Raw genomic sequence first — 26,224 nt, forward strand, 5'->3', positions numbered from 1 at the left:
ATATCTACAGGTTATCTGGTGGCCTACGTATTCAACTCAATAACACTGCCCTGGTAAGAGTCATAAGTTGGCAAATAAGTAATATATTCAAGTTCTTTAAGTTTGCTGATACACTTATGATAGGTAGTTATACTACCAAAGTGAGCCCCTTTCATCAGCTGTTTCCGCGAAACCTTTATTTGCTTTTTGTAACCACTTTCGTGCCAAAGCGAAAGAATAAAAGTATACAAACTGATGTGCCAAACATTGACGCGCGGATCTTCGGCTATTTTTGAATACAGTAATAAGGGCGTTGATTGCTCTTGCTTCATAGTTATTAACCTTTACCGCTGAGCATATTTTCAATGTCAGCAAGTTTGTAAAAATGCATCCCCCCGATTTTTCTGGATTTAAGTTTTCCGCTGATTCGTAATTTTTGGACTGTGCCTGTGGAAACTTTGAGGAGCCTCCGAACATCGGCACATCTGAGCCATTCTTTGCTCTCCGGCTTTTTGTTGGCCAACAGATCCTGAATGTCATTAAGTAATGATCGTCGAAATGCTTCTAAATCATCTTTGGTGATAATTTCTGAAAACATGAAAATTAATTAGATGATGATATGAGCGAACGGGTAATGCGGTTCGTCCTTAGGGAGATTAGGTTTCATAAAACCATTATTAATATGAGCTTCGCATACAGACTGGTTTATCAGCTGTTCGAATTTGGGTTAACTCACGTAAAGGAAATGAGATGGACAGGCTTAAAATAAAAATCCCCTGAACGCTCGCCGCCAGGGGATTTTAACCTAAACCTTATCACAAATGCAGGCAGGTCGCCTGCTTTTAGATCGTGCAAATTAATAATTAATATTCATCCAATCAGCATTGTCGATGAAATGAAGATGTGCGTGAATATTCAGTAAAACGCTGCTTGTATTCTCGCTCCTGATTAAGCCTGCGGTTAATCACACTACATCTCCAAAAACAAAGCACCCACGCTAAAAAAGCAACACCTAAACAGGTAAAAGTTTCCTTCTGAGCTTCAGTAATAAACGGCACGGGTTGTTTGGCAACTGTTGCCGTAAGAGCAGCTTGCTTTGTATGCCTGTTACCTATTGCACCAAAAAACGCAAATGTCGAGATCAAACAGGCCAATAAAACGTTACGTACGATCGCTTTCATGGTAAAAATTATTAATTAAAATTACTAATTTAGTTAGTAAACTCCAATTGTTTTTTCAATTTAGTTCATAAATATTGTTATTATGACGGGCCTGTAGCACCCTTTCACGGATCGTATCAATAATTGTAGACTCAGGTATTCCCTCCAATTGAACGGCCTGGTTGTTGATATCGGTAGTGATCAAAGTCAGATGCATCAGCTTAAAAACCTGCAAAATAAATGATTGGCTAATCGTATAGTCTTTTACCCGGTACATCTCCACCTGGTCAGTTCGCTTCAAGAATATGCCGTAAGTAATGCGGATGTACTCAGCGGTAATTAAATACTTGAAGCTACGGATATAGAGTAGCCGGTACCACGCGGCACCGCAACCGCCGATGCTGAATAAAATAAAATAAGGTGAAAGGAACCAAGCCAGTAAAAGAAAGGTAAGCCCTAACAAAATCAGTGGCAGAGTTTTTAAAAAGGCAAACAATAATTGAGGTTTTAAAAGAATATCATCGTTCTGTATCATAATGGTTAAATTTAATAGTAAAAATTGACCAGCAAGATTAACCCGGTTACTTTATCAGGGCATCCTGCTTTAATTGCTCTAAAAATGATGAGGATTGCGTTGGTTTACGCGTACGGATGTTGGCACGGATCCCATAGGCAAGCCTGAATTGGTGCAGGCTGATATACTCATCTTCAAACGACCGTGATTGTTCCTGGCAATAGATCAGCACCTGATGTTTCTCATGTGCTATACGAATTGGTAGATTTTTTATCGCAGCTGTGAATTTGATATCTGTAATGTGACCAATGAGGTCGCTACCGAATACCAGCGTAAACTTTCGCTTGCGCAGGCGTTGCCTGATCCAGGTAGATTGTTCGGTATGCAACCGGATACCTATTGCAATAAATAATAGCTGTTCGGGCTTCGGATAGCGGACACGATTTATGGTCAGGAACGCCATCGCCTCCATAACTGAGTAAGAAACGATCACCTCTAAAGCGCTATCATTACCGGCCACCCATAGATGACGGGTGGTCGGTATGATATGAAAACCCTCTGCGAAATGCTCACGCTCGTCGCCATAGTCGAAAGACAAATCTTGGCCTGCGTTAAAAAAGGCCTGGAGTTCCGGTGGAACGCCAAGCCTCGATAAATAGTCGTGCATCAGCGTGTGCCGCCGCTTCTCGTGTATGAACGGGTGGCCTGATTAGGTACAAATGGCCGCTGGTTTTCGACATCCTTCATGGCATGATGATAACCGGGGCTTAATTTTTCAGCAGCTATTTGATCGTGTTTTTGATTAAACAATGCATTGAGCCCCTTATACACCATATAGCTTACACCGCCATCGATCATAATGGAAGCGATCAGCGCCAGTTTGTTGGCGCGAACACCGTGATGGTCGACCCCGGAGTAAGCGAACTTCGTACCGTCTGCTATCTGTACTTCCTTGCCTTTACGGTAGTTTTCCTTTTGTGCCGCGGTCAAAAATTCGTTGTTAACCATATCCGGTGCCAGGATCTTCTCGGTATCCGATACGATGTATTCCTTTGTTTCCGGATCATATTCGATCAACATTTCCTTTTTGTTGCCATGGTTATCAAGCGTGGTTTTCAATAAGCTGGCAACTTCGCCCTTTTGCAATTGCTGCGCTTCGTTATCATCCAGAAAATCGGGTGTTACCGCCCTGCGGTAAATGGGATGTATGATCAGGTCGATCTTTCCGGCCTCATTCGGCTGTAACGAAATTTTGGCGTTAAGGGATTTGATCTTGATGTTCTCTGCTTCGAGGTCGTGCAATTCCAGCAAACTTGTGCGGCGACCTGAAAGAAGCGCTTTCAGATCATCCACGTTCAATAACAGCTGACCGCCTGCGGCCAGCCCGATGGTCTCCAGATCCTTGATCGGAAGGTCTTCTTCTTTAAAATTCAGGAGGTTCATTTTATCTGCCTACTTTATAAGTGTTACTTTGTTCCTGACCCTGCTCTTGTTCCTGTCCTTGTTCTTCAGCCATTTCCGGTTCTCTCGGGTTGTATTTAGCTTCCAACAGGGAGTTGTAAAGGCCGTACTCGGGTTTTAGGATCTTGCGGGTGCCTGCTGCATCTTCCACTTTAATGCTTTTGGTTTTATAGGTTTCCAAAACCTTATAGGTGGTATCCATGTAAGCGATCTCATCGCCCTTTTTAAATCCCTGCGCGGTATCGGCCCCTTGTTTCTGTTCCCGTTTAGGATTTACCCCTAATAACAAATTAGCCGCCTTTTGGGCATCCCTGGACGCTTTGGCAATCTCAAATGGCTCGTCCTTAAATAGCTTGACGAAATTGCTCATGTATGAAGCCTGCTGACCGAAATTATGGCCAATCTTAAGCTCACCACCGATCAGGATAGCAGCAATGGACGCGCGCAATTCTTCACGCGCATATTCCAGGGAGCCAAACTTGCCTTCCATCGGGCGCTTTTCACGGCTTTCATGCCCTGTCCAGTGTGCAAGCTGATGGATGGCCGCCTGATAATACTTGGTTTCATTTTCAAATTCTTCCTTTTCAGGCATAAAAATGGCATCCCGTTGCTTATCGTAATAAGCTTCCTGACCGCCATGAATGATGACCGCCATACTGTTGGCGATCAGCTTTTCAGCCCTTTCCACCGGAGACAAGGTTTGTCCCTCGTTTTGTTTTTTCAGGAACTCAGCCAAGGGTTGCAGGTCCTTAAGCTGGCTGCCGTTGAACAGGAAAGCCTGCCCGCGCTGGGGCTTATCGAATTCAACGGTTTTAGTTTGCGTAACGCCCTGATCGTTTTTAATGGGCTTCCCATCAGCAGTCCGGATAGCCTGGATATCGTTGGTTTTAGGAAATTCGATCAGCGTGCCTGTTTCATCTTTTTTTACCCAGGTACCAGCATAACGGGCAGCATCGGCGGACATCCACCTTGGATCGTCATGGCGTTCCATACCCAGTATTAAAGCGTTCATGGCACTGTAGCCTTTACCCGTAGTGGGGTTGATCGGCTTCACAAAAGCCGGAAGCCCGTTTTCCTTAACGGGTTTTTGAAATAAGGAATTGCCATCCTTAATTTCTGCGATAAGCTTGTTGGAAAGCTGTACCGGTAGCGGTTTGAAATTTTTGTCGTTCATGTTCATTTTTGATTAGCAGTTCATATAAAAATTTAAGTGGATTGATAAATCTGTTTTGGTAGCGGATGCTGAAATGCAGGTGCTCGCCGGTCACCCGCCCGGTTGAGCCGGTAATCCCGATGGCCTCACCGGCTGCGATAGTTTGCTGAGCTCCAACAAAAACCTGGCTGAGATGACCGTATACCGATACGATATCGTCATGCGACAGACGGATATTGATGCCAAGGCCATCATCATAGCCGGTGGATCTTACTTTACCTGATAGGATGGCGTACACCGTATCGTGGCGGGCCTTGAAGTCAATTCCTTCATGCATTGTGTATCTCCCGGTCAGGGGATGGATGCGGTAGCCGAAATCGGAATTGATGCGCAGGTGTTTTAAGGGGAGGCATACCAGGCAAAAGCTGATCAGTACTTTCATCGGCTGTAGGTTTTGGCCAGTTCTTGTTTTTGTGCAGGGTTAATGGATTCTAATACCCGTTCCTGCAGACCCGGATGATCGTTGGCAATAGCGAGCGCGGAATATAATGCCTGAGAAGTTTCCCTATCCTGTAACAGCATGATCTTATACATGGCCTTAAAATCATCCAGCGGCATGGACGAGCCATTTTGGGTCAGGTCATTAAAAATCTCTTGTTTATCCTTGAGCATCATTAACTGGCCTGCAGGATAATAGGCTTCACCTCCATCGGGAAAGCTTACATAATTTTCTTTTTCAGACCGGGCATAGGTTAGTATGCCGATCTCTCCCTTTTTAGTGCCGGTGTCGTTTTCGAGATCCGGCTGCACCAACACGAGGGTGCCGTTTAATTTTGCATTAGCCATAATGTTTAAGTTTTAAAATTTACCTGCCTATCTTGCGCCTTGCCGCATGGTCGATGACTTCGCTCAACCGGATAGTAGCCCAGCGATGAAGTTCCGGGTCGTCGTTTAAATGCTCGAAAGCTTGTTTTACCTCTTTGGCCGATCCGGATTCCTGCAACCCGGCGAGGTATCGGAGATTTTCAGGTACAGGCGGCCACAGTGCTGCCTGTTTGTTTTCCGCTGTTTCGTTTAACTCATCGGGAGTTCTCAGGACGAATAAAGTGTGTGAACAAAAGGGCTCGACGTCTTCATCTTCAAACCTTACCCAAATTTCGTCCGCCTTGAAGTCCGAATGTTCAATGATGCCGATCTTGCCCATGAAGTCGGATAACCACAGGACCGGGCTGACCATGACCATTAAGTCAATAGTATCTTGCTCATTCATGATTGTTTTTTTTATATTTTGGAGTTTATCTGCCTCTTTTATAGGCTTGATCAAGGCCGAGACTTTCTTCCAGTGTGACCAATGCCGCTGCTATCAGACCCGGATTTTTTTGAACTATTTCCATGGCAGTCCGCTGTTGTGGCAGCGTTCCGTAGTCCAGCAGTAAGGCAATATTTTTAAGGTCTCTAAAATGGTCTACTGAAAGTGTCAGCGCATGTTTATGCATAAAATCATAAATACCACCGGAATCCCTAAAAGTGAGCAGGGCGTCAGCACTGTATAAGCCAACTTCGAAGTCGTCAAATCCTATATAGAACTCATCCGTATTCAGGATGGCGGCTGTAATAATGCCGATCTCTCCTTGTTTATTTACAGGATCATCCTTTAAGTAAGGGTGTATCATCAACAATTCGGGCAACTGTTTTTCATTCGATACTTCGTTCATTCTTCATGGTAGCTTTAATGGGTGTTGGTGGTTTAAATGCAATTACCATTTGCTGAATTTCATTACTGATATGGTTGAAATTGCTCCGGAGCTTCTCGTCCATCTTTCCCCCGAAATCATAAAAGGCAGGCAAAGGCTTATAGGCTTTTTCTTCCCTGGCGATCTCCTTCATATCCAAATTAATGCGGCAGTTCACGGCGGAGGTTTCGAACTGTCCGGTGTAGTTTTCCTGAGCATCGGCCGCGATCATTCCCACCATTTCACCCGAATTGAGAGAGGCTATTTTTCCTGCCGGAATCAGCACCTCCAGTTTCTCATTGAGGGATGTGGATGTTTTATTCCGGTCTATTGACAGGCCCTCACCGATCTGTTTGGATTTTCCGAACAGGCGCTCCAGCCACTCCAGGGTATCTTTATTTCGCACAGAACCTGAGAGTACAGTACCGACCACGGCAGTAATCGTGGTTGCGGTATCTTTCCCGTATTGCTGGTTAAATTGCGGCAGTTCCTGCAATCCCATCAGTACAGCAACCTTGTTCGATCTGGCCGTTGCGATCAGATTTTCCACCCGGTGGACGAATAAGGTTGGCACCTCATCCACAATCAAGGCAGATGGCAGGTTACCTTTGGTATTGATTAGCTTGGTGATCCGGTTGATGATGATAGAATAACAGGCCGAATTGATATTTTGCGTATTGGGGTCGTTAGCGAGTACCAACATACCCGGATTGTCCTTGGCGGAAATCTTCAAGTCAAAATCATTGCCTGAAAAAACCCAAAAGGTTTCCTTTGTGGCCAGCCTGCTGATAAAGATCTTCAGCGTACCAATCTGCCCTTCCAACTGGTCGAAGGCCTTGGCGTTGTACGCTGTCATGAATGGTGATAGCAGCGAACGCAGTTCAGGTTCAGAGGTCAGCGCATTAAATATTTCCTCATAGGAACGGTTCAATAAAGCCAATACATGGGGAAAACTGGAATAGATGCCGCCTTTATACTTGCTCATAAAGTACACGCACGAAGCAAGAAAATTGATGGCAGACTGCGTGAAGAATTGGTCACTACCACCTGAACGGTCTCCCTTTTTCAAGGCCTCCACCAACGCCTCGGCAGTTTCTGCAGCATCGGCCAATGATTTGATATAATCAGCCCGCCAGGGATTGATACGGCGGCTTTTTTCGATATCATTCAGATTGATAACATGAAAAGCATAGCCTTTTAATTTGCCGTTTTGTTTGGCGAGCAGGTAGTGGTAATAAGCGATCTGGCCGAGGTCGGGAAATTTAAAATCATACAGGCAAACCGCAAACTCTTTAGCGATCAGCTGCCGGATGAAAGGGTTGACTATAGAAAAACTCTTACCGGAACCAGGTGTGCCGATGACCATGGTGCCACGGAACACATTGCAGATATTGATCCAGCCGTTCCGTACTTTTCCATTGTAATAAAAAAGCATGGGAATATTGACCGAATAAGCGGTATCTACTCGCTTGACCGGCTGCATAAAACTTTCCGCTTCCGTATTCCATTTGTCCTTTCCTAAGCCGGATTTAATGAACTTGGAAATATTATCCATCGCCACGCTCACCATGAGCGCCCCTGTAAAGGAGCAGACCATATACAGCAGGTCGAACCAAGTGGTATATTTAAACACCTGAGTCGATGCACGTCCCTGATAAACGATGCTGCCAAAAAATAAAAACAGACCGAGCGCAAGCGGGTAAACAATATGCTTTTTAGGGTCGAGGTCTGTTTTCTTTTTTGCCAGCGTACCGATGCTGACCAGGCAGATCAGGCCAAACGTCGACAGTTTACTGTAGATCAATTTAGAAAAAATAAAAATATGGCTGATCTTGTCAAGCGGTGTTTGAAAAATGCCCCATATAGGGGCATCGTGGTAAATGAATATGCAGGCTTCCAGTAAAATGGATAAATAGATTGCGCACTGCAAAAACCCGTGGAGTTTTTGCTGCTCCCGTGTTTCTTCCATAAAATGAAATGAATTAGAAATAAAAAAAGCCACCGGCTTTAGCGGGTAGCTTGGATTTTACGATAACCGGATGAAAAATATTTTACGCTTAGGACGATTTACACACAGATAATGACCTCACTGATAGGAAAATCACATAGAATCATTATTTTTGATCATGGCGGTCTGTCCTCATATTGGATGACTATCAAATTTAACCGCATAAAGAATTCTTGTTTTAACTAATTCAAATCGATATGAAAAACAAAAGCGTCCTTTTTATGCTCCTGTTATTCTTCAGCGGTATCTACTTTAAAGTCAGTGCTCAGCAAGTTGATACAACAAAAGAAAACACAGCCATTCGTCAGCTCGTCAAAAATTACGAACAGGCATGGAACAGGCACGACCCTGTTGGACTTGCGGCGAATTATCGTACTGATGCAACCTGGGTAAACTGGTTCGGAGCCTTTTACAAAGGGAGACAGGACATTGAAGATCATTACCGAGCAACACATAATAGTTATTTTAAGCTCAGCCATTATTACACGCGTTCTTTAGAAGATATCCAATATCTTACACCGAACATTGCCGTAGCGCATGTACGAACTGGATTAACCGATGACACGCGTTACCCCGGTGAAACGTTTGAATTCAGGCGAATGGATCGTTCTTACAAAAAATGATGGCGTGTGGCTCATACAAGCAGGGCAAAACGCGAAGCTGGAAAAGGGCATCAAATAATAAGGATTTGTACTCCCAAATAACCAGTATCCATCTCAAGAAATTAATTTATCGCTTCATTGGAGAGTGCTTAAATTCTTTCTCCTCTACATCGTTCAAAGGCGGTTCGGAAGTTTGTAATCTTTCTCTATCCTTTTCAGCGATATTTTGGTTGATCTCCACCTCCAATTTTTCAACATCCCGTTTAAGGGATGCCAATTCATATTCCTGTTCAAAGGGCCGCTGGGTTAATTCCCGAACTTCGGGAATCTGCCGGTTAATCTCCTCCAATTCCTTTTCGTAACGCTCAGCCATACCAACCACCCTGTTAATGGCATCCAGAAAATACCGTGCAGCTAACTTGGGATTATCAACATTTGGTGCTCCGCCATTCTGCATGTACTTAATTCCTGTGCTCCGGCTTTCCGCATAAAAAGAGGTTACGTGTTCAATCCGGCTCGAAAATGTGGTATCAACCGTTTGCAGCTTTCTCCGGATAAAAAGATCAAAGCCATATAGTTCGCCTAAATGAAGTTCAGATTTTGTCGGATCAGTAGGCTGCCAATTTTTGTATAACTCAATGAGGTATTTCCCAATAGCTGCTGCATCGCCCTGAGGGATATCAATCAACTTTATAGGGTTTAATTTTGCCCCGTCACCGTCAAACTTTAAGACCTTTTTATAGGATGAATCATCCTTTCGTACCAGGTCTAACGTCGATAGTGTTTCCTGGCTTTTCTTTTCCAGATCCTCCAATAAATAGCGGCTCCTGGATACCTCCTTGAAATGCGCGCCTTTATAACCTTCCAGTTCAGCTACTTTTTTCTCCAAACGGGTTTTTTCCAGCAATGAGGTATCGCCGGATAAAATGGCGATGTATTCCGAGAAGCTCATACCGCTTTGCTCATCCATGGCACCTTCATCCAGCACACGTTTTGATAACTCATTATTTTTCATCTGGCTGATAAAGGTTTGCTTGTTTTTAAGCAGGTTGAACTTGTAGTTATCCAAAGATTGCTCAACGGCGTAGATAAAGTTTTTTACCTTGTTGCCGTAAAACTGTTTGGCCAGCCAGTTCTTCTGACGGGCACCCCGGCCATTGCGCTGTTCCAGTTCAGACGGCTTCCAGGGAATATCAAGATGATGCATGGCAACAACCCGTTCCTGTACGTTTAAGCCGGTTCCCGCCTTTTCTGTACTACCGATCAAAATGCGAATTTCGCCGGCATTCATTTTCGCAAATAACTGTTTGCGCTGCCTGGAAGTCGCCCAGTTGTGGATGAAAGTGATGTGGGCAGCGGGAATATTGAAATCATTGACCAGCTTATCCTTTAAGGCATCATAAACATTGAATTCGTCGGATTTTGGCGTACCAATGTCACTGAAAATGATCTGCGTTCCTTTATGCGGTGTACTCTCGTTATAAATTTCGGCTACGTTTCGCGCGCATACATTAATCTTATTGCCGGGGTGATCTCCGTATCTCTCCGGATTAACCAGGCGCATATCTACAGCCATCTTTTTGGCGTAGTTCGTTGCGATCAGCATGCGCCCCTTGTCTTCGTCCTTTGTGAGTGGCCTTCGCCCGATCCAGGTAGCATCGCCGGTTTTAGCGAACTGCATCAGCCTTTTGATAAAGTCCTGCTGATCCGGTGTAGGCTTGATATTGACCAGTGTCTCGTCAATTTCCGGTTTATCTAAATTGATATGCCTGGCGGTTTTATAATCGGTAATCTGATTATAAAATATGGCGAGTTCCGGGACTTTTATAAAATGACGGAAACGCTCTTTTGCCCGGATCTCGTTGGTAACGGTAAACTCAAAATCTACCGTTTTCCGTGCGTAAACCGCCGCCCATGCATCGAAATTGGAGATGCGCTGCCGTTCCAGTTCCCTTGGCCGGAGGTACTTAAAAATCAAATACATTTCGGTCAGGCTATTGGAGATCGGAGTGCCGGAAAGAAAGGTTGCACACAAATCGGAATCGAAACGGTCCTGTAAGGTGCGAATTGCAAAAAGCATATTCAGGGCTTTTTGACTACCAGCCATGTTGCCTAAACCAGCGACTTTGGTATGCCTGGTCGTAAAAGTCAGGTTCTTAAACTTGTGAGATTCGTCTATGAACAAGTGATCTATGCCCATCTCCATGAAGTTGATACCCGTGTCCTTTCGCAAATCAATGGCTTCCATCACGCCTTTAAGCTTAGCTTCGAGGTTTTCCTTTCTGATCTCTAAGCCTTTAAGTTTATCACGGGTGATCTCTTCGCCTGTGTCCTGAAGGGCTAACAGATCCAATTCCGTGTTTTCCAGTTCAATTTCAAGGATCTGCTTTTGAATTTCCGGCGATTGCGGAATTTTACCGAACTGGTCGTGCGTCAGGATGATACAGTCCCAGTTATTATTTTTGATCTCGTGAAAGATACGTTTGCGCTTTGCTGGTTCGAAATCATTTTCATCCGGTGCCAGCAATTTGGCTTTCGGATACGCCAGGCGGAAGGTATCGGTAATCTCCTGCACATTTGCCTTTAAAGCGATGATCATTGGCTTATGTACAATGCCGAGCCTTTTCATTTCCATTGCGGAGATAATTGCCGTCAGGGTTTTTCCCAAACCTACTTCGTGATCGATCAGCCCGCCGTTGTTCTGGATCACCCGCCAGGCTGCATTACGCTGAGAGGAAAATAGGTCCCTGATCTTTAAAGCCTTGAAATCAAGCCCCGGAAAGGTCAGGTGGCTGCCATCAAATTCCCGTAAAGCATAACAGTTATAGGTGTCGTTGTATAATTTCTCCAAAAACTGTTTATCCTCATTGGGCAATTCCAGCAGCCAGATCAGGTAACGGGATCGGATATTGTCGATCTTCCTGTGGGCGTTCTGAATAGCCTCGGTATCTGGCACCCGCACTACTTTGCCGTATTGTTCTACCGGGTAGGTAATATGCGGACTGATATTCAGCAAGGCATATTCCAATAAAATGCGGCCAGTCAGTTTATTGCTTTCTTTCGGCGTTACCGAAAACTCTTCGTTGGTAATGGTATTGCCTTTTTTGGCGTAGCTTACCTTATAGTCATCGATTGAAGCCAGGTATTTAATGTTGGTGTCCAGCTTAAAAAGATCGGAAGCAAATCGCTGGTAATATTCGATTGGTACCCATCGTTCGCCTAAATTGAAGTCAAGCCTTTCAAATGGTATTCTTTCCGGCTGTACCCGGCGAATAGCGGCGAGGCTTCGCGCAAACTGTAGATTTTGTGGTTCTTCAGCCGCCAGCTTTTCAGCAATATTTAACTTTTCAACTACGTTCCCGGATAAGTAATTATCGGTGGTTTCCCAAAGCAGTGTTTTTGGGTTTAGCAATACTTGCTTATCTAACTGAAGGATAACCTCATCCTGGGTTAAACCTGTGCTTTGACTGATGAGCGAAAGCTCGACCCGCCCGGTATCGTTAAGGCAGCGAGCCAGCGCTTCGGATGGATCATCCGTTTTCAACAATTCTTTTTGCTGAAACAGCGGCCCGTGAAATATATCTGACCGCACATACTTTTCCCCGTCTTTAATTTCAAGCGAGGACAATATTTTGAAGCCTAATGCCGCGTCGAATAGTATTTGGTTCCTGTTTACGCGGTTGTTCAGCTCTCCGTGCTTGGCAAGGAACGCGTCATAATAAACGTTCAGTGACTTGCGCAGTTCAGGAAACTGGATCTTGTGTTCGTTTTCAAATCCGGATAGTTCGAGGTAGGTATCGCGAAGCGGCAGGTAATCCTGAAAAAACGGTAATGGCGGCTGCGGGTCGAGCGGCTCAAAACTGGCCTCGAAATTATTGGGTTCCCCGATGAGTCCAAGTTTACTATTAAAGATCACCAGCGTATCTTTAATATAAAACGGCTTTAAGTCAGTAAATGCTTCCGGCCTGTCGGGCAGCAACTTAAAAGCTGGTTGAAGCGTGGCGTCTCCTTCATAGCGGTAATCATGGCTAAACGCCTTTAATTTGACGGAAAGCGCGTCCAGTTCCTGACCAAGGTTTATACCGGACATCCATTTTGCAGGAAAGGAAACTTCTGAAAGATTGCTATACAATTTGTAGTTATACCGGTTATTTCCTTTGGCACGGGCGGTTAACAAAACGATGCTATCATGTAACGGCCTGGTGGTTGTGCGAATGGTGCTGATGATCCGTGCTGTTCCGCTATCCACGAATTGTTTATCGAGATCATCCAAATAAGGCAGTGCCTTATTATCCTGATCATCTTTTACAGGCGCATCAAATAAACCTAACTGTCCAAATCTCAATGCCGGTCTATCAGGTTTTTTCTCCGGCTCAGGAATAGGCAAAAACGTAAACTGCCGAAGTGGGGCAAGTTTTGCATCAAAAGTGATCGCTTCCCATTTGGCGTAATTTAATTTGCTGAAACCGGCAACCAGTTGTTCCTTCAATAAAGGGACTATGTTCTGCATTTCGCCATTTTTCCAGGCTACCCTGGAAGCCTTGCCACGGGCGTTGGTTCCCTCGATAATCTCATCGGCATAAACCAGTTCATTTTTATCGGCTAACCAGGCGTTCAGGTAGTACTTACCAAAAGCATTTTCTACTTCCACATTTTCGATCAGCTGACTTTCAGCTTCCGTGAGGGTCTCCTTATTATCATTTTTCTGTACGAGGATCAGGTGCATACCTACCTCTACGTTGGCATTTTCCTTCATGAGATTAGCCGGTAAAACGGCAACCGTTAACAGGTCTGCGGATGTAAACAGGTATTTCCGTGCATTGGCATTAGAAGGATTGTTCAGGAAAGCGTCGGTTACAATGTAAGCTAAGATGCCGCCATCTTTGATCTTGTCCAGTCCTTTGGCAAAAAAATAGGTGTGGACTTTAGCAGAAATCCCGCTTTTGTTGTATGCAGGATCGTGAACTGCGATCTTTCCAAACGGGATATTACTGATCACCAGATCAGATTGTGCCTTTTCCGTAGCAGCGGTCTCTTCCAATTTTTTGATCTGAACTTCTACCGGAACCTGGTAAGCCGAACATATCGCGGTCAGCACTTTGCCCGTCAGAAAGTCCTTTTCAACCGCGTTTACCTTTTCCAAATCCGGAAATGCCTGAACGGCCTCTTCTATAAAAATACCTGCGCCAGAGCTGGGTTCATAAACTCGTTTTGGCAAAATGTTGGTTTCCCGCATGGCGGAATAGATCGCTCTGGGAATGTAGTCTGGTGTAAAATAGGCAGTTTGTGAACTGCTTTTTAGCGCATCAATAGCCGCCTTGTAAGTAGCGGGAGGCAATTTTTCTTTGAGCAAGTCATGGAGTTCCATGACTTGCGGGTAAAGTTTCCTATCCGCTGCTGATGCGCCGAACTTCGCCCATTCTTTCAGATCTCCCGGGGGAAAAAGCACTGCTTTCAGGCCGCCGAACCCGGCATATTTTTTAAGTGATTCTAATTCAGTTGGGGTAAGTTGCTGGCCGGTAAAGTCCAGCGCTATCCGGATGGCAGCCAGGTTGTCTGCCATCTTCCTTGCCGGATTGTATGCCATGTTAAACCTCCTGTAAATAAGCTGCTATGGTGCCGATCACTTCGTACTTCAGGAAGCGGTCGTCCTCGTCCAATCCTTTTACTAAAGGCGCACAGATTTCGAGGATATTGGTTAACTCGTAGTGTAAAATCCCATGGTTGGAGAAGCGCAGATAAGTCCCGAAAAATTCTTCTTCCAACACGAGCTTTACATAATCGTAGGCTATGGTATCGGTCATAAGAAAAGTATAGCGGTTAATTGGGTAAGATGTCCGCGTCGAGAATATCCTGGTATGAGATGTTTAAGGTAACGACGCGGCCTGAAAGCTGCTTTTCGCTTAGTTCAGCACGTAATACTTTGTTGCCGGGAAAGGACATTTTTTTAAAGACAAAGATGTTCCGGTAACTTTTGGCAAAAGCAGGCTGATTGAAGAGAACAAATTCCGGTGTTATTTCGATCGACTGATTATTGGCTGCTTTAGTTACTTTTTTATCATCGACCTTAAACCGAAAATCAGCAATGTCATATTTCAGATTGGTCTTGTTGCGATACGAGATATCAAGGAAGATGTAATCGCCTATCGTATAGACGTGGTTCAACTGACCGGCGATACCAAACGCTTTAACTTTTTCCACCCGCCTATCAGGCTTTTGTATGATCAGGTTAAGGGATAAACTCTTCAATTGGTTTTGAGACAGGCCTATCCCGGATATATCCAGCGGGCGCATATCTTCGGGTATAATATTCCGTTCGGTCGGAACACCGGGGTAGCCGGGCAGCAAGCGGTACTGGGCAATAAATTTCTCTCCTGCGATTGTAAGAACCGACCCTGTAAAAGTTTTTAGCGAATCGCGCAGCTTTAGGCGCAAAACGTTTTTTAAAGGCAGGTCACCTGCCAAGTCTTTGGTGGAGATATCCACGTACTGGATAGGTTCCGGTGATACAAAATGGATGGTCAAATTTTCAGGCAGGTAAACTACCGGTAATTTATCCTGCGCATAAAGCGCTGGTGCGATCAGCACCATTAAATAGCCTAATATCTTTTTCATGTTAGTGTTTTTTTTCGTGTTATTATTGTTTTTCATCAGCACTCGAGAAGCTTTCGCGTTTTTGTGCGTTTTGCAGCACATCTGTGTCAATTAAAAAAAGGTAAGAGTTGTATTTGAGCTTGGCTTTGTTCTTGCGGATCAGGTCTGCAATAGCTGAAGATGTAGATTGGAATACCTTGTCAAGGGAACTCATGATAAACTGGCTGTTGCCCGAGCTTCCATCAATGGTTACGCCTTGTACCGAGTTACCGCCAAGATCTTTGGTGAAATCCCGGAAGGCCGATGAGGGTACATATAACCCAGGCATGCCGTCGAGATCGTAAACATCCAGCTTGACCGGTAATATTTTACCGTCGTATAATATGGAAGTAATCGCCAGCGTAACGCGTTGTTCAGAAAACCCGCTGACTTGCGCATAGAGATAAGTCCCTTTTCTGATCAGAGTACCTCCGGCTTTAATATCCTCCAGCAGTTTTAAGCGTAAACGTGAGCCGGCATAACCGGTAACATTCTCATCAATGACCGCGCTGATAAATGCCGCCTTTTTTTCTGGCAGGATCGTATTAAAATCTTTGGAGACCTCATCTGCCTTTTCAACGGTGAACTTGACCTGGTTTTGTTTGAGTTTGGCTGCGTTTTCCGCAGCAAGCTTTTTCTTCAGCTCTTCTTTGTAAACAGGATCGTTGGATCTGGTAATGCTATCCATGACCGCCATTTGGAGCCTAAAAATCTCCATCGGGTCTTTTTCCTTTGGTGATCCCGTGGTATTAAGATGCTGGCTGGCCTGACGGTTACCCATGGCATTTACCGCATCGGTTAAGCGGCGGTCCTGCCCGACATCTGCCCGTTTATGACCTCCGGAACCGTTCGCAAACTTCATCTTCATAGCCTGCTGAATGGAATCGAGCCTTCTCTTTTGCTCATCCGAATAATCATTAGCATAAGCCGGATTACTGGAATTTTCTTTGGGGATGATATTTACGGCAGTGAGGCCGTCCGCTTCTTTATAGGTATTCCGATAAGCGTCCAGCTTATCTGCCAGTTGTTTTTTGCGGACATCCGACGAAACATCGCCGACTGTACCATTTAGCCCCATATTTTCCTTGGCAGTTTCTTTCGGTTTGGAAAAACCGCTGTGCCAGGTATAAAAGAACAGACAAAAAAAGGGCAAAAGGATAATTGGCAGCACATATTTGGGCTGCTTGAAATCAATTTTCATAACATGTTATTTAAGTGTTTGGTGAATTTTTGAGAGTTGGTCGAGTGCGCTGTCCAAACGCAAGCTGTCAGCGGCAGTGAGTTGCTGCTTTGCCGATAAACTGTCCACTAACTTCTTCAGGTGCAACGTTTGCCTGATATTCCCGGTGGCCTGAATGATTTGGCTAAATCCGTCTGCGACCGGATTAACCTCCTGCTTTGGTACTGCTACTGCCTTTTCCGGATGCCGGAAAACGGTGAAGGACAGTACAAGCGAAATCGTCATCAGCGCGATCATACACCCATAAAAGAATTTTGGGTAAGATTTAAACAAATTCAGCCCTGCATGGCCGGCGATTTGAAAGTAAGTACCGAACTCTTTCCTGATCTCACTGTAAAGGGTATCTCTTGGATCCCGGTTAGAATGAATTTTTCTCCACATCTTGCAAGTCTTTATTTTCAAGCGTTTTCCAATTGGTAATCAGTACACCATGGGGATTATTGTCACTTCGCGGGATATCCTTGAGGTAGCCCTCCGTGATCAGGGAGCGCACGACCGTAGAACTTCGCCGGTCGATCTTTAATTTTCCGTAAAAGCGGAAATAATGCCTGGGCACATCCACGGTTATGGAATCAGTCTGCAGGGTAAGCACCGAACTGGATGACAGGATCGAATTGAAAAATCCGTTTTCCTTCAGGTTATTATACTGCTGCATGCCAGATTCGTCCACGAGGTACATGGCTTTCTTCATCTGGTATTCCATATAGTTATCATCCGGTGTCAGGGAAAAGAACAGGGAATGAAAAAGGTCCACATGCGCACGGTATTCTGCCGGCCGATTCATTTGCATGTCCGTTTGACGGGCCAGTATGGGCACGTTCTTATCTAGGATGTAAATGCTTTTCTGCGCATTAGTAACCAGCTTGAAAGCATAGAGGCAGTTCACGCCAACGATGACCAGCGAGGTCAGCAGGCTTCCCGCGGCGATGAACGTCGCCAGCCGCACTTTAGCTTCGATATTTTTAATGATCATAAAAATGGGTTTGAATAAAAAAGGCTGCCCCATGGCAGCGGGCCAGCCTCAGAAAGGAGCGCAAGAAAATTAATCAGAAAAAGCTTCCGGTGGCTTTCCTGGCCATGCTTGCGACAGTGCCGGCGCTCCGGCCGAAAGTAGAGGTAGCAGAACTAATACCCGAGGTGGAAATGATCCATGTGGAAATGCTGGGTACCGTGAACATACAGATGGCACCGATCATGAAAACTATAATCACAGTTCCGAAAGAAAGAATGCCGTTGCCTGCAAACCAGGCCATTTTTTCCAAATTAGCGCTTAGCCCGTTTTCTCCAACGAGTTCTTTGTATTTGCTGATCTCGGAGGTTAGTGCGTATTCCTGCATCAAGCCGGTCAGGTACATGATCAGGTACGCAATGCCGCTGTAAAGGTTAACCGATACAAAGCGGGCTACCCAGGTACTGAAGCTGTCCCTAAATGCGGGAAGAATACTGACTGCTACGGCAAACGGCCCAAGGATAATAAGGATCGTTGAATAGATGATCTGGATCATAAAGATGATGTAGACCGCCAGTCGCAAGATCCAGATACCCAATAATTCCAACAACTGGGTAAATAGCAACTGCATGCCGACGGTCAAACGGTTCTTCAATTCCAGTAAGGGTGATACCACAGAGCTGATCCCTTGTTTAACCGTGCTGGTGACAGAATCCCAGGCCTGCCCGTACCAGGTATCGCTTTCCTTTTCGGCAACTTCCGTCTGCGCCTGGTAAGTATATAAAGAATTGGCTACGGCCAGCATCAGGCTGGAGCGGTTGAGCCGAAGGTTGTTTACGATCGTTTGTTCGCTGTTAAACATTTGCTCCGTCTGATTAGTCACCAGATCAGTTGGAAAAGCGATCATTCTGACAAATGGCCCCCACCACAGGATAATCATTGCTAAGCCAAAAGGGCGAAGCAACGGCATTACCTCTAACTGCTTATCGCCGACTATCATTTCATACGATTTGATGGCGAAGAAAATGATCATAAATATGGCGGACAAGGCTTTCGCATCGGTAATAAAAAGGTCAAAATGAGACCATACCGATTCTTTAAGCCCTTTCAAAAAGACCATCACACCTTGTTCATATACACCGTCACCCTGAAGGAATTGCAAGGTTTTGGAGTTATCGGGGGTATTGCCGGCCTGGGCAAAAGCTACCGTGATACAACAGGTCAGCAGCAGCACTAAGGTGAACTTTTTTTTCATTGTACATGTTGTAAAACTTTGCGGGCGATCTGGATATCTGTTTGCGGTGTCCATTCGGTAACGGTTATTTGTCCCGCCTTTAATTTTTGTTGCTGCGCGGTCATGTTTAGCGTGGCCTGGGCAGAAGAAGTACGTATGGCCCAAACACCGGCAAGTGTGCGGTATTCCATGAGCAGCCGATGATAGGCGACAATACGGGAGCCACGGTCCATGGTTGTGGCGTGTGCCGCCTGAACCCTTTCTTTGAGCATATCCAGCTCATTTTTATACCAGGCATATAAACCCTCGGAAACAAGTTTAGAACTCACCTGCGGCGATAGGCCGCTTAAAATGGAAGCATAAGAGTTGTCCAGAACGGGCTTTAATTCGTTACGGTAATAGAGTTGCCATAGCGGGTCTGCATCGGTAATTAGCCCGGATTGATTGGCGATCTCGGAAAGCGCGGTGTTCCGTACGGTATCGGATTGGAGTTTGTATTTGTTATCCGTACTGTTCATGGCACCGACCAGAGCCAGGCGCTGCGTTTGCGGCCCTGTCGCGCTTAGCGGCCGCAGATCGTTTTTGTGATAGTTCGGATGAAAGAGGCCCCATGTTAACCAGTAATAAGGGTTCAGACTTAAAAAGCCCGCCTTGGGTGTGAATTTGTTCTGGTCCCATTGCAGGTAAACCATGCGCTCCTGCTGGTAGCGGACGGCCTGGTCGCTGGCGAGGGTTTGCGCGAAAGACCGGTGGATCAGGGCGAACAGCATTAAACTGATCGGAATTAAGATTTTCATTGGCGTAAATATTTTGCGTTTTGGATGATTTGGCTGACAAAGATTTTGTCCCGGTTGATATAATCGGGAAACGGGGTCAGGGTGGCCAAAAGGCCGCGTTGCTTTGCCCAGTACATGGACTTCCATGCACCATAAGCAAGGCCATCCAGGATCTGTAGTTGCTGGGTGACCTTACGTAAAAGTTGATCCCGCGAATTATAATCCGCGAGGACATTATCACCATCTTTCAGGATATACCCTGAAACATCGCTGACCAGGGCTAACGACCGGGTTCGCATTTCCGCTGCCAGATCATTGGCGACGACAAGCAGGTACGGTTCACTTTTGGCCAAAGCCAGTGCCTGATTAATATAGCTGGTCATATCGGCGATGATAACTGCCATGTTTTTAACGGCAAGGCCATCTTTTAATGCTGAATTTACATTTGCCAGGCCTTCATAGATGATGGTCTGTGCCAATACGACCGAACCTACGTTGGTATTCAGGTCGGTGATATTGTTATTGATCTTACTGAGGTATTGCTCATGCGTGGATTCAGCACCGCTGCGCACCACGCCATTTTGTGTAACGGCGATGAGGTGCTGGTAATCGATAACATATTGCTGTGCCATAAGAGCGGATAAATTACATAGCAGCAGTATGATGGTAAGTAAAATTTTCATTTGAGGTATCTGGCGTTTTGAATGATCTCTCCGGCAATCGCTTTATCGGCGTCAATAAAATTTTGGAACGGATTTGCAGCTCTTAACAGGGCGGCAATGCTGGAATATTGCATCATGCTCAACATATTGCCGGACAAATTCTGAATATTACTTAGTTCCGAAATCACGTAGTCAAACAGCATTTTGCGGTCAGCCGCTTTAAGCTGATTAATATCCCTTAAAGACAGCGTTAAACCGGTAACATAAGCTACCAGGCTTTTTGCTTGGGCCGCAAACTGTAGGGACGACTGGTAACCGATGGCAATCAGTGCCGGGTTCTTTTGAACCAATTGGATGATCTGTGCCTGGTTACTGACGATCCGGCTAACCATGGGTGTGGCATAAATGCCGATATCAGCAAGGTTGATGGCCGTTCCAAGCGTATTGTAACGCTGCTGTAGTGTCCGGTAAGTCGCTTTCATCTTATCCAGCAAGGTCAGGTTAGCCTGTTCGTTGGCGGTAGCCAACGCCTGCTGATTTTTGGCCTTGACCTGTAATTTATTTTCGGATTCGGACTCATCAACCAGCTGGTGAAGCGCGGGTATATCCAGGATCTTTTGCTGGGCGAATGATTTTGCGAAAGGCAGTAAGCACAGCGTTAGGAAAGCTAATTTGAATTTCACGGCTTCAGGTATTTAGCATTGGTTAGTACCTCATTAGCGATTCTTACGTCCTGATTTTGCCACTCGGACCAGGGGTTTAGCGACCGAAATACGCCATTGATCTTGGCCCAGTACATGGCCCTGTTCATCCCATAGGCGATACCCCGAAGAATACGCATTTCGTCAGCGATGTGGTTAAGCAGCTTACCCCGTTCACCGGAATCCATCAGGTTATTGTTTCCACCTTTCAATACAAAGGCACTAACGTCGGAGGCAAGAGTGACCGCCCTGGTTTGAAAATCACGGGCGCCTTGTTCAGCAAACAGTAAAAGCACGGGATCTGACTTTGCTAATTTAACCGATGATTCCACATCCGTAATGATGTCTGAACCGCACTGGGCGATCTCTTTAATGGTAACCAGGTTGTTGATGACAGAAGCGACCTGACTTAAACCCTGGTAGATCCTGTTTTGAAGATTATTAACGATGACCAGCTGGCCGCTTACAGCCAACTGGCCTTTCTGTATCAGGTCAAGCTTATTATTGGTGGTATTTAATTGGCCGTTGATGATACCTGAATTAACCGCGATGGCAGCGGAAACCGCAGGATCAACGGTGAGAGTTTGTGCTATAACTGTAGTAGTGAACAATCTCAGGGCAAATCCTAAAATTGAAACGATGAAAATTTTAACGCTCATGGGGATTGATATTGATTAACCTGTGTAATAAAAGCCGGCAAAGATTTTCCGCTGGCTTTAAAGTCCCTGATAAAGGTGTCAAGGCCTTCCGGATAAGAACCGAATCGATTGGTGTAGCTTTCCACCGCAGATTTTTCGGGTTTTTCGGTCGTATAGGTCAGATACTGCTGAAGGGATACTTCAACCCCATAAACTTCACCAACGGCCCCCCGGCGGATGTAAACTTCTTTAAACCTGCCGCGACCTTCGGTATTATCAAGTTGGTTTATGGTAAATATCTTACGCCGTTCGGTTTCATTGATCGACAGCAGGGCTGCGATATCGTTGTAATTGTCTTTAAATTTGGTTTGGTCAAGCAGGCAAATGGTGTCGGAGTTATTAATAATACTATCCTTTACCACCGCATTTCCAATGATGTCACCCAGTTCCTGGGTTACTACAATAGCTTCGCCCCAAAATTTCCTGACCGTTTTATACAGATAAAGCAGGTAACCAGCCATTAAAGGACTGGCTATGGCTTTCCAGGCTTCTTCGACCACTAAAGCCTTTCGCTTGTCTGACCGGTAACGCATCTTCTGAATGAAGACATCCATGATGATGAGCGTGACGATCGGAAATAAAATCTTATGCTCCTTGATCGAATCGATTTCGAACACAATAAAGCGTTCGGTGAACAGCGATTTATCTGCTTCCTTGTTTAAAATAGGCGCAAATTCACCGCCTTTATAAAATTTTTTAAGCACATACCGGAACTCATCAAAATCAAAAATGATCTTCTCTTCAGCCTTGATCTCCGGAATCTTAACCAGTGCGAATTCGTAAAAAGTATTAAAGTTTAGCTCCGTGCTTTCAGCAAAGGACAGACTGTAATAACCGCTGATCACGTTGGCCACCACATCTCTTTCCACTGCGCTGAAGGTACCCTCGGCACCTTTCCAGGCCACCCCGATCAGGGTACATAAAAAGTCTTTCTTTTCAATATTATACTCCTCTTCGGTGATCCGGAAGGGGTTCATCGTGATCGGCGTTTTATCGGTATAGGTGATATACTTGCCCTGGTAATAGGAACAAAGCCCGGAATAGGAATGCCCTGTGTCAACGATCACCATATCCATGTTATAAAGCATGTACTGTTCGATCAGCGCATTCATAAAGAAGCTCTTCCCCGAGCCGCTGGGCCCTAAAACAAACTTATTCCGGTTATTGATCCGGCCAGTCCGCATCGGCAGATCTGCCGGATCCATGCCAACTGGGATACCCTGGCGGTCGGTAAAACGAAGAAGGAAATCAGATGGCTCGTCCTGTGGCAGGGATTCTTTAAAGAAAAAACAAAGAGCTGCATCACAAGTGGTCAGGAACCAATCGTACTCTTTCAATTCAACGCCGTTTCCCGGGAGTGCAGTTCTAAATAATTCGAGCTGGTTATAAGCGTTACTACTGGGGATGATCCCTAATTGAAAAAGCGAACTTTCAATGAAATTAACCGCTTTCTGGATAGCGACAACCGGAGCGGTCACCACGATATTGAAGTGGCAATTTACTAATAGCTGGTTTTCCCTGGCCACATCCACCAGCAACTGGTCAATATCCTCCACACAGAGTAGGTTGGCGGGATCAGGTATACCAGCATGGCGCTTTTTCTTTTGCTCCAATTTTCTCAGGGTGGTGACCTGATTGGGGATTTCAATGACCTGATTAAATACGATCACATCCACGCCGGGAACTTTAAACAGGAATGAAAGAAAATCCACCGGAAATCCCCGCATGCTTTCCTTTTCGTTCAGCTCGATATGGGTTGCAACATCCGGCGGAAGATCGATGCTGTCGATGTTCACCAAACTGATATTCCGGACAACCTTATCACCAATCCGGATCTCCGTTTCTGACGGAGCCAGATTATTCAGCACAATATTGGGTTTGCCAAAATCCATGCTGAGCATTTGGAGCACCAGCCGGTTCAGCCTGGCTTCATTTAGCGCTGATGCCGATGGAATGATATCGAGTACTTTGCCAACCGCTTGCCTGAATTCTGACAGCACCCGGCTGTTGTACACATAAAACGCGCCTTTTTTAACCTGCCGGGTAATCGTCAGGTAAGTAGTTACCTGCAGGCATTCCCTTCCGTTAAAGTGTTCGTTATATTTTTGCTGGAGATATTCTGTAGCAGCGCCCGCCCTGTAGGGTGCACGGCTAATGATATCCTGTTTTTGGAGCAAATAGCCGTCGCCCAGAATTTTGACGACGTTGTTGAGTAAATGGTGAAACTCATCGTAACCGGCAGGATAAGCGGAAAAACGGGTGACGGGGTTGACCATTTGAATGACAACCGAACATTCACCGCTTAGCCCGATAAGCAGATCGTATTCACCATCCTTATCCACCCCTGCATAGGGAATGCTAAATAAGGTTTTTACGGCCATAATGATTTAAAATGTAAATGTTAGAAGTGCGGCTCTTGGAATGAAGGCCGCCTTTTTGCTTACCGGCTGTGAATAGTAATCCGCCGACAATAGATCCGATAAGCACAACGGCACCCAGCCACATATTGACCAGTGACATGGTTAACGCGCCAAAAACGAGACCGGTTAAAAGGGAGGCAATCCCCCAGTAAATGAACTTGCCTTTGAACCCTTTGAATATAAGGGGCCGTTGAAGCCCCTTATATACTGGATACTTTCTGGCCATTATAAGCCGAAGAAAGCTTTGATTACCAATGCGGATACCACCAGGAATACGCAGGAACCACCCCATCCCATCAGCTCTTTGTTGATATCCTGGTCACCGCTGTTCCACTTAGAGTAGACGCGAATGGCACCAACAATACCGACGATACCACCAATCACCAGAGTGATATTGGTAACCGGTGCTACATAGGTTTTGAGTGTGGATGTGGCCGTGTTCAGGCCATTAACGCCGCTTTGGGCGAATACAGGAATTGACAGGGCCAGCAATACGGCTGAAGCCCAAAACTTTTTGGTTTTTGAAAACATTAAAAAGGAGAAAAAATATTGGCGGAGATCTTTTAAAGCCTGCCGGGAGACGGCTGGTTATCATTAAAAGGGCATTCAGATCACGAAATATGCCCCAGTTCTTTAACCCGAACGGGTGGAGTTAATCAGCGTTTGTCCATTGGGTCAACGTGATTATTTTGGAGATGGAAATCTTTTATAGCTTCCGGAGAAGAAGCGAAGAATAAAGGCGTTCAGATTCCGAACAACGCCCTTAAGAAAGCACCCGCGAGGGTAATAAAAATGGCGGCAAAAAACCAGGCAGCAACATCTGAATCGACGCGGTCTTTCCCCATTTGCGCGTTATGATAGATCTTCAATGCGCCATTCAAACCCACTAAAGTGGCGATGACGAGGGAACAATCAAAAGCGGAGAAGAAAGAAGCTGTCAGATCCTGTTTGGCCTGTTGCATTTCGGCGATGCCGGGTTGTGCCATAGTTGCTAACCAACCGAGGAAGCAACACGCAGTCAGGAACCATTTCATGGCTAAAAACTGACTGCCCTGGTGTATTCGATCACTTCTTCCCGGGCAAGGTTAAACATTTGTTTGAGGCTTACCCCTCCTGAAGAGGCGATGGAAGATCCGGTATCATTTGCAGCGGATTCCTCTATATGTGATCTAATCGGATCAATGTCCTCAACAAAAGTGAGTTCATGTTTATCTTGTTGGGTATCGGCACGCTTACTGCGCAATTGATCCCAAAAGATGATGGCTGCATAGTACAAAGTGTACAAGCCAAATAGCCAAACGGCAAATTTTATCCAGGTCATAAGTCGGTGTTTTGAATAAATTGTTTAATAATGGTTTTCAGCTCCGGGTAAGAATCAAAGAAGTGTTTCACGGCAAAGGCGACAAATTTGGTCACATCAACATTGGTAGCCATCTTGAACTTGTTCATTAGATCGAGGGTCTGTTTATCCAGCCGGATATGCGCCATACTTTTGCAGTCACTATTGTCATAAGCGATCATTGCTTTGAGTATGGTCGATTCCATGATCTTATCGGCCTTTTTCTTTGCTTTTCCCTGGATATCATCAGGCGGGCCCTGTTGCTCACTTGTCTGCTTTTCGCCGGGCCTAACCATTTTTTCGCGGAGCTGATCGGCCAGTGATTTTATTTTTTCCATAAGTAGTCGGCAAAAATCTCTTCGAATACCGGCGTGATCACCGGATATAAAGAAAGGGGTGTATGAAAAGTGGTGATGCGCTGAAAGTCGATCCGGTCAGGAATAGGCGGCGTTATTTTGCCGAAACGGGAAAGCTGCTCATTGACTTCGCTCATGATCTCGAATTTTACATTCGCTTTGATCCGGTTAGGAACGAAGATCACGTCCACTTTAGGATTTACTTTTTTGAGGACCACGGTAAATAACACGGTGGATTCGAAGGTGAACTCATCGTAAGCAAAGGGGCAGATCACCAGGTCGGCGATCTTAAAAACAGGTATCAACCCGTCATCATCCAGCTTACCGGGTAGGTCGATGAGCACCGCATCTTTTTTGTTTTTGGCCAGGACCGGGCCAAGTACCGGAAAGCTGTCCAGGTTAGCGGGTAATACCTCGTAAGGTTCCTCATTTTCCAGCACTTTGGCTTTTTCGTATTTTTGAGATATGGACTGCTGGTAGTCCATATCAATGAGGGTTACCGGCCAATCCTTAGCCAGGCTCAGGTAATTCCCTGATAGGACGGTGAGCGTACTTTTTCCTACGCCACCTTTTTGGTTTCCAAATAGACATATCATAATTATTCAT

General features: G+C 45.4%; 30 protein-coding genes. 1 reads left to right on the forward strand and 29 read right to left on the reverse strand.

The window, feature by feature from the left end; translation table 11 throughout:
- Positions 1-23: 23 nt before the first annotated feature.
- From IDJ77_RS01685 to IDJ77_RS01740, 12 genes are all read right to left on the reverse strand, one after another.
- The gene (locus tag IDJ77_RS01685; RefSeq protein WP_191187189.1) at positions 24-311 is read right to left on the reverse strand and encodes a hypothetical protein; all 288 of its coding nucleotides are present in this window, start codon (positions 309-311) and stop codon (positions 24-26) included.
- 5 nt (positions 312-316) lie between these two features.
- The gene (locus IDJ77_RS01690) at positions 317-577 is read right to left on the reverse strand and encodes a helix-turn-helix domain-containing protein (protein WP_191187190.1); all 261 of its coding nucleotides are present in this window, start codon (positions 575-577) and stop codon (positions 317-319) included.
- 280 nt (positions 578-857) lie between these two features.
- Positions 858-1,160 (reverse strand): hypothetical protein, encoded by a 303-nt coding sequence (locus IDJ77_RS01695; protein ID WP_191187191.1) that lies wholly within the window; start codon positions 1,158-1,160, stop codon positions 858-860.
- Positions 1,161-1,215: 55 nt separating this feature from the next.
- Positions 1,216-1,674: a PH domain-containing protein gene (locus tag IDJ77_RS01700; protein WP_191187192.1), complete on the reverse strand. Its 459-nt coding sequence runs from the start codon at positions 1,672-1,674 to the stop codon at positions 1,216-1,218.
- A gap of 46 nt (positions 1,675-1,720) precedes the next feature.
- On the reverse strand, positions 1,721-2,251 hold the full coding sequence (locus IDJ77_RS01705; protein WP_191187193.1) for a hypothetical protein: 531 nt from the start codon (positions 2,249-2,251) through the stop codon (positions 1,721-1,723).
- A gap of 68 nt (positions 2,252-2,319) precedes the next feature.
- Positions 2,320-3,096, reverse strand: coding sequence for a DUF4099 domain-containing protein (locus IDJ77_RS01710; protein ID WP_191187194.1), 777 nt, complete (start codon positions 3,094-3,096; stop codon positions 2,320-2,322).
- Between the two features lies 1 nt (position 3,097).
- Positions 3,098-4,288, reverse strand: coding sequence for a zincin-like metallopeptidase domain-containing protein (locus IDJ77_RS01715; RefSeq protein WP_191187195.1), 1,191 nt, complete (start codon positions 4,286-4,288; stop codon positions 3,098-3,100).
- Positions 4,224-4,709 carry a M23 family metallopeptidase gene (locus tag IDJ77_RS01720; RefSeq protein ID WP_191187196.1) on the reverse strand — a complete coding sequence of 162 codons (486 nt, stop codon included), beginning with the start codon at positions 4,707-4,709 and terminating at the stop codon, positions 4,224-4,226. Before IDJ77_RS01720 ends, IDJ77_RS01715 begins: the two co-directional genes overlap by 65 nt.
- Positions 4,706-5,113 (reverse strand): hypothetical protein, encoded by a 408-nt coding sequence (locus IDJ77_RS01725; RefSeq protein ID WP_133230758.1) that lies wholly within the window; start codon positions 5,111-5,113, stop codon positions 4,706-4,708. Before IDJ77_RS01725 ends, IDJ77_RS01720 begins: the two co-directional genes overlap by 4 nt.
- A 19-nt stretch (positions 5,114-5,132) precedes the next feature.
- A complete protein-coding gene (locus tag IDJ77_RS01730) occupies positions 5,133-5,537 on the reverse strand; it encodes a BAR domain-containing protein (protein ID WP_191187197.1) in 405 nt (134 codons plus the stop codon).
- A 25-nt stretch (positions 5,538-5,562) separates the two neighbouring features.
- Positions 5,563-5,982: a hypothetical protein gene (locus tag IDJ77_RS01735; protein ID WP_191187198.1), complete on the reverse strand. Its 420-nt coding sequence runs from the start codon at positions 5,980-5,982 to the stop codon at positions 5,563-5,565.
- Positions 5,963-7,969, reverse strand: coding sequence for a type IV secretion system DNA-binding domain-containing protein (locus IDJ77_RS01740; RefSeq protein WP_191187199.1), 2,007 nt, complete (start codon positions 7,967-7,969; stop codon positions 5,963-5,965). The genes IDJ77_RS01735 and IDJ77_RS01740 overlap by 20 nt, the downstream gene beginning before the upstream one ends.
- A gap of 236 nt (positions 7,970-8,205) precedes the next feature.
- On the opposite strand from IDJ77_RS01740, the gene IDJ77_RS01745 reads away from it, so the two are divergent.
- On the forward strand, positions 8,206-8,631 hold the full coding sequence (locus IDJ77_RS01745; RefSeq protein ID WP_191187200.1) for an SgcJ/EcaC family oxidoreductase: 426 nt from the start codon (positions 8,206-8,208) through the stop codon (positions 8,629-8,631).
- A 106-nt stretch (positions 8,632-8,737) separates the two neighbouring features.
- Here the strand turns inward: IDJ77_RS01745 and IDJ77_RS01750 are convergent, their stop codons facing one another.
- The 17 genes from IDJ77_RS01750 to IDJ77_RS01830 all read right to left on the reverse strand — a co-directional run bounded on the left by IDJ77_RS01750 (position 8,738) and on the right by IDJ77_RS01830 (position 26,214).
- The gene (locus IDJ77_RS01750) at positions 8,738-14,197 is read right to left on the reverse strand and encodes a helicase-related protein (RefSeq protein WP_191187201.1); all 5,460 of its coding nucleotides are present in this window, start codon (positions 14,195-14,197) and stop codon (positions 8,738-8,740) included.
- A gap of 1 nt (position 14,198) precedes the next feature.
- Positions 14,199-14,414 carry a hypothetical protein gene (locus tag IDJ77_RS01755; protein ID WP_133230748.1) on the reverse strand — a complete coding sequence of 72 codons (216 nt, stop codon included), beginning with the start codon at positions 14,412-14,414 and terminating at the stop codon, positions 14,199-14,201.
- Positions 14,415-14,430: 16 nt separating this feature from the next.
- On the reverse strand, positions 14,431-15,225 hold the full coding sequence (locus IDJ77_RS01760) for a DUF4138 domain-containing protein (protein ID WP_224750922.1): 795 nt from the start codon (positions 15,223-15,225) through the stop codon (positions 14,431-14,433).
- Positions 15,226-15,247: 22 nt separating this feature from the next.
- Positions 15,248-16,444, reverse strand: a complete 1,197-nt coding sequence (gene traM, locus IDJ77_RS01765) for a conjugative transposon protein TraM (protein ID WP_191187203.1) — start codon at positions 16,442-16,444, stop codon at positions 15,248-15,250.
- Positions 16,445-16,450: 6 nt separating this feature from the next.
- Positions 16,451-16,864 carry a hypothetical protein gene (locus tag IDJ77_RS01770; protein ID WP_191187204.1) on the reverse strand — a complete coding sequence of 138 codons (414 nt, stop codon included), beginning with the start codon at positions 16,862-16,864 and terminating at the stop codon, positions 16,451-16,453.
- Positions 16,842-17,456 (reverse strand): conjugative transposon protein TraK, encoded by a 615-nt coding sequence (traK, locus tag IDJ77_RS01775; protein WP_191187205.1) that lies wholly within the window; start codon positions 17,454-17,456, stop codon positions 16,842-16,844. The genes IDJ77_RS01770 and traK overlap by 23 nt, the downstream gene beginning before the upstream one ends.
- A gap of 73 nt (positions 17,457-17,529) precedes the next feature.
- The gene (locus tag IDJ77_RS01780; protein WP_191187206.1) at positions 17,530-18,687 is read right to left on the reverse strand and encodes a plasmid transfer protein; all 1,158 of its coding nucleotides are present in this window, start codon (positions 18,685-18,687) and stop codon (positions 17,530-17,532) included.
- Positions 18,684-19,463 (reverse strand): hypothetical protein, encoded by a 780-nt coding sequence (locus IDJ77_RS01785; RefSeq protein ID WP_191187207.1) that lies wholly within the window; start codon positions 19,461-19,463, stop codon positions 18,684-18,686. Before IDJ77_RS01785 ends, IDJ77_RS01780 begins: the two co-directional genes overlap by 4 nt.
- Entirely contained in the window at positions 19,460-20,125 is a 666-nt protein-coding gene (locus IDJ77_RS01790; protein WP_191187208.1) for a hypothetical protein, read from the reverse strand. Before IDJ77_RS01790 ends, IDJ77_RS01785 begins: the two co-directional genes overlap by 4 nt.
- A complete protein-coding gene (locus IDJ77_RS01795; RefSeq protein ID WP_191187209.1) occupies positions 20,122-20,787 on the reverse strand; it encodes a hypothetical protein in 666 nt (221 codons plus the stop codon). The genes IDJ77_RS01790 and IDJ77_RS01795 overlap by 4 nt, the downstream gene beginning before the upstream one ends.
- Positions 20,784-21,464, reverse strand: a complete 681-nt coding sequence (locus IDJ77_RS01800) for a hypothetical protein (protein ID WP_224750923.1) — start codon at positions 21,462-21,464, stop codon at positions 20,784-20,786. The genes IDJ77_RS01795 and IDJ77_RS01800 overlap by 4 nt, the downstream gene beginning before the upstream one ends.
- The gene (locus IDJ77_RS01805; RefSeq protein ID WP_191187210.1) at positions 21,461-23,884 is read right to left on the reverse strand and encodes a TraG family conjugative transposon ATPase; all 2,424 of its coding nucleotides are present in this window, start codon (positions 23,882-23,884) and stop codon (positions 21,461-21,463) included. Before IDJ77_RS01805 ends, IDJ77_RS01800 begins: the two co-directional genes overlap by 4 nt.
- A 264-nt stretch (positions 23,885-24,148) precedes the next feature.
- Positions 24,149-24,454: a DUF4134 domain-containing protein gene (locus tag IDJ77_RS01810; protein ID WP_133230726.1), complete on the reverse strand. Its 306-nt coding sequence runs from the start codon at positions 24,452-24,454 to the stop codon at positions 24,149-24,151.
- Between the two features lie 212 nt (positions 24,455-24,666).
- On the reverse strand, positions 24,667-24,957 hold the full coding sequence (locus IDJ77_RS01815; protein WP_191187211.1) for a DUF4134 family protein: 291 nt from the start codon (positions 24,955-24,957) through the stop codon (positions 24,667-24,669).
- Between the two features lie 2 nt (positions 24,958-24,959).
- Positions 24,960-25,244, reverse strand: a complete 285-nt coding sequence (locus tag IDJ77_RS01820) for a hypothetical protein (protein WP_191187212.1) — start codon at positions 25,242-25,244, stop codon at positions 24,960-24,962.
- Positions 25,241-25,600, reverse strand: coding sequence for a hypothetical protein (locus tag IDJ77_RS01825; protein ID WP_191187213.1), 360 nt, complete (start codon positions 25,598-25,600; stop codon positions 25,241-25,243). Before IDJ77_RS01825 ends, IDJ77_RS01820 begins: the two co-directional genes overlap by 4 nt.
- A complete protein-coding gene (locus IDJ77_RS01830; protein WP_191187214.1) occupies positions 25,588-26,214 on the reverse strand; it encodes a ParA family protein in 627 nt (208 codons plus the stop codon). Before IDJ77_RS01830 ends, IDJ77_RS01825 begins: the two co-directional genes overlap by 13 nt.
- Between the last annotated feature and the right edge of the window lie 10 nt (positions 26,215-26,224).

This window comes from Mucilaginibacter pankratovii (assembly GCF_014773265.1).
Lineage (GTDB): Bacteria > Bacteroidota > Bacteroidia > Sphingobacteriales > Sphingobacteriaceae > Mucilaginibacter > Mucilaginibacter pankratovii.

Bases quoted from the DNA above. Each gene is read 5' to 3' on its own strand.
- IDJ77_RS01755 (WP_133230748.1), bottom strand. From the start codon at position 14,414: ATGACCGATACCATAGCCTACGATTATGTAAAGCTCGTGTTGGAAGAA.
- traK (WP_191187205.1), bottom strand. From the start codon at position 17,456: ATGATCATTAAAAATATCGAAGCTAAAGTGCGGCTGGCGACGTTCATC.
- traM (WP_191187203.1), bottom strand. From the start codon at position 16,444: ATGAAAATTGATTTCAAGCAGCCCAAATATGTGCTGCCAATTATCCTT.
- IDJ77_RS01720 (WP_191187196.1), bottom strand. From the start codon at position 4,709: ATGAAAGTACTGATCAGCTTTTGCCTGGTATGCCTCCCCTTAAAACAC.
- IDJ77_RS01730 (WP_191187197.1), bottom strand. From the start codon at position 5,537: ATGAATGAGCAAGATACTATTGACTTAATGGTCATGGTCAGCCCGGTC.
- IDJ77_RS01735 (WP_191187198.1), bottom strand. From the start codon at position 5,982: ATGAACGAAGTATCGAATGAAAAACAGTTGCCCGAATTGTTGATGATA.
- IDJ77_RS01690 (WP_191187190.1), bottom strand. From the start codon at position 577: ATGTTTTCAGAAATTATCACCAAAGATGATTTAGAAGCATTTCGACGA.
- IDJ77_RS01830 (WP_191187214.1), bottom strand. From the start codon at position 26,214: ATGATATGTCTATTTGGAAACCAAAAAGGTGGCGTAGGAAAAAGTACG.
- IDJ77_RS01760 (WP_224750922.1), bottom strand. From the start codon at position 15,225: ATGAAAAAGATATTAGGCTATTTAATGGTGCTGATCGCACCAGCGCTT.
- IDJ77_RS01770 (WP_191187204.1), bottom strand. From the start codon at position 16,864: ATGTGGAGAAAAATTCATTCTAACCGGGATCCAAGAGATACCCTTTAC.
- IDJ77_RS01805 (WP_191187210.1), bottom strand. From the start codon at position 23,884: ATGGCCGTAAAAACCTTATTTAGCATTCCCTATGCAGGGGTGGATAAG.
- IDJ77_RS01750 (WP_191187201.1), bottom strand. From the start codon at position 14,197: ATGGCATACAATCCGGCAAGGAAGATGGCAGACAACCTGGCTGCCATC.
- IDJ77_RS01785 (WP_191187207.1), bottom strand. From the start codon at position 19,463: ATGAAAATCTTAATTCCGATCAGTTTAATGCTGTTCGCCCTGATCCAC.
- IDJ77_RS01700 (WP_191187192.1), bottom strand. From the start codon at position 1,674: ATGATACAGAACGATGATATTCTTTTAAAACCTCAATTATTGTTTGCC.
- IDJ77_RS01790 (WP_191187208.1), bottom strand. From the start codon at position 20,125: ATGAAAATTTTACTTACCATCATACTGCTGCTATGTAATTTATCCGCT.
- IDJ77_RS01815 (WP_191187211.1), bottom strand. From the start codon at position 24,957: ATGAAATGGTTCCTGACTGCGTGTTGCTTCCTCGGTTGGTTAGCAACT.
- IDJ77_RS01715 (WP_191187195.1), bottom strand. From the start codon at position 4,288: ATGAACGACAAAAATTTCAAACCGCTACCGGTACAGCTTTCCAACAAG.
- IDJ77_RS01810 (WP_133230726.1), bottom strand. From the start codon at position 24,454: ATGTTTTCAAAAACCAAAAAGTTTTGGGCTTCAGCCGTATTGCTGGCC.
- IDJ77_RS01725 (WP_133230758.1), bottom strand. From the start codon at position 5,113: ATGGCTAATGCAAAATTAAACGGCACCCTCGTGTTGGTGCAGCCGGAT.
- IDJ77_RS01710 (WP_191187194.1), bottom strand. From the start codon at position 3,096: ATGAACCTCCTGAATTTTAAAGAAGAAGACCTTCCGATCAAGGATCTG.
- IDJ77_RS01745 (WP_191187200.1), top strand. From the start codon at position 8,206: ATGAAAAACAAAAGCGTCCTTTTTATGCTCCTGTTATTCTTCAGCGGT.
- IDJ77_RS01780 (WP_191187206.1), bottom strand. From the start codon at position 18,687: ATGAAAAAAAAGTTCACCTTAGTGCTGCTGCTGACCTGTTGTATCACG.
- IDJ77_RS01740 (WP_191187199.1), bottom strand. From the start codon at position 7,969: ATGGAAGAAACACGGGAGCAGCAAAAACTCCACGGGTTTTTGCAGTGC.
- IDJ77_RS01685 (WP_191187189.1), bottom strand. From the start codon at position 311: ATGAAGCAAGAGCAATCAACGCCCTTATTACTGTATTCAAAAATAGCC.
- IDJ77_RS01825 (WP_191187213.1), bottom strand. From the start codon at position 25,600: ATGGAAAAAATAAAATCACTGGCCGATCAGCTCCGCGAAAAAATGGTT.
- IDJ77_RS01800 (WP_224750923.1), bottom strand. From the start codon at position 21,464: ATGAGCGTTAAAATTTTCATCGTTTCAATTTTAGGATTTGCCCTGAGA.
- IDJ77_RS01820 (WP_191187212.1), bottom strand. From the start codon at position 25,244: ATGACCTGGATAAAATTTGCCGTTTGGCTATTTGGCTTGTACACTTTG.
- IDJ77_RS01695 (WP_191187191.1), bottom strand. From the start codon at position 1,160: ATGAAAGCGATCGTACGTAACGTTTTATTGGCCTGTTTGATCTCGACA.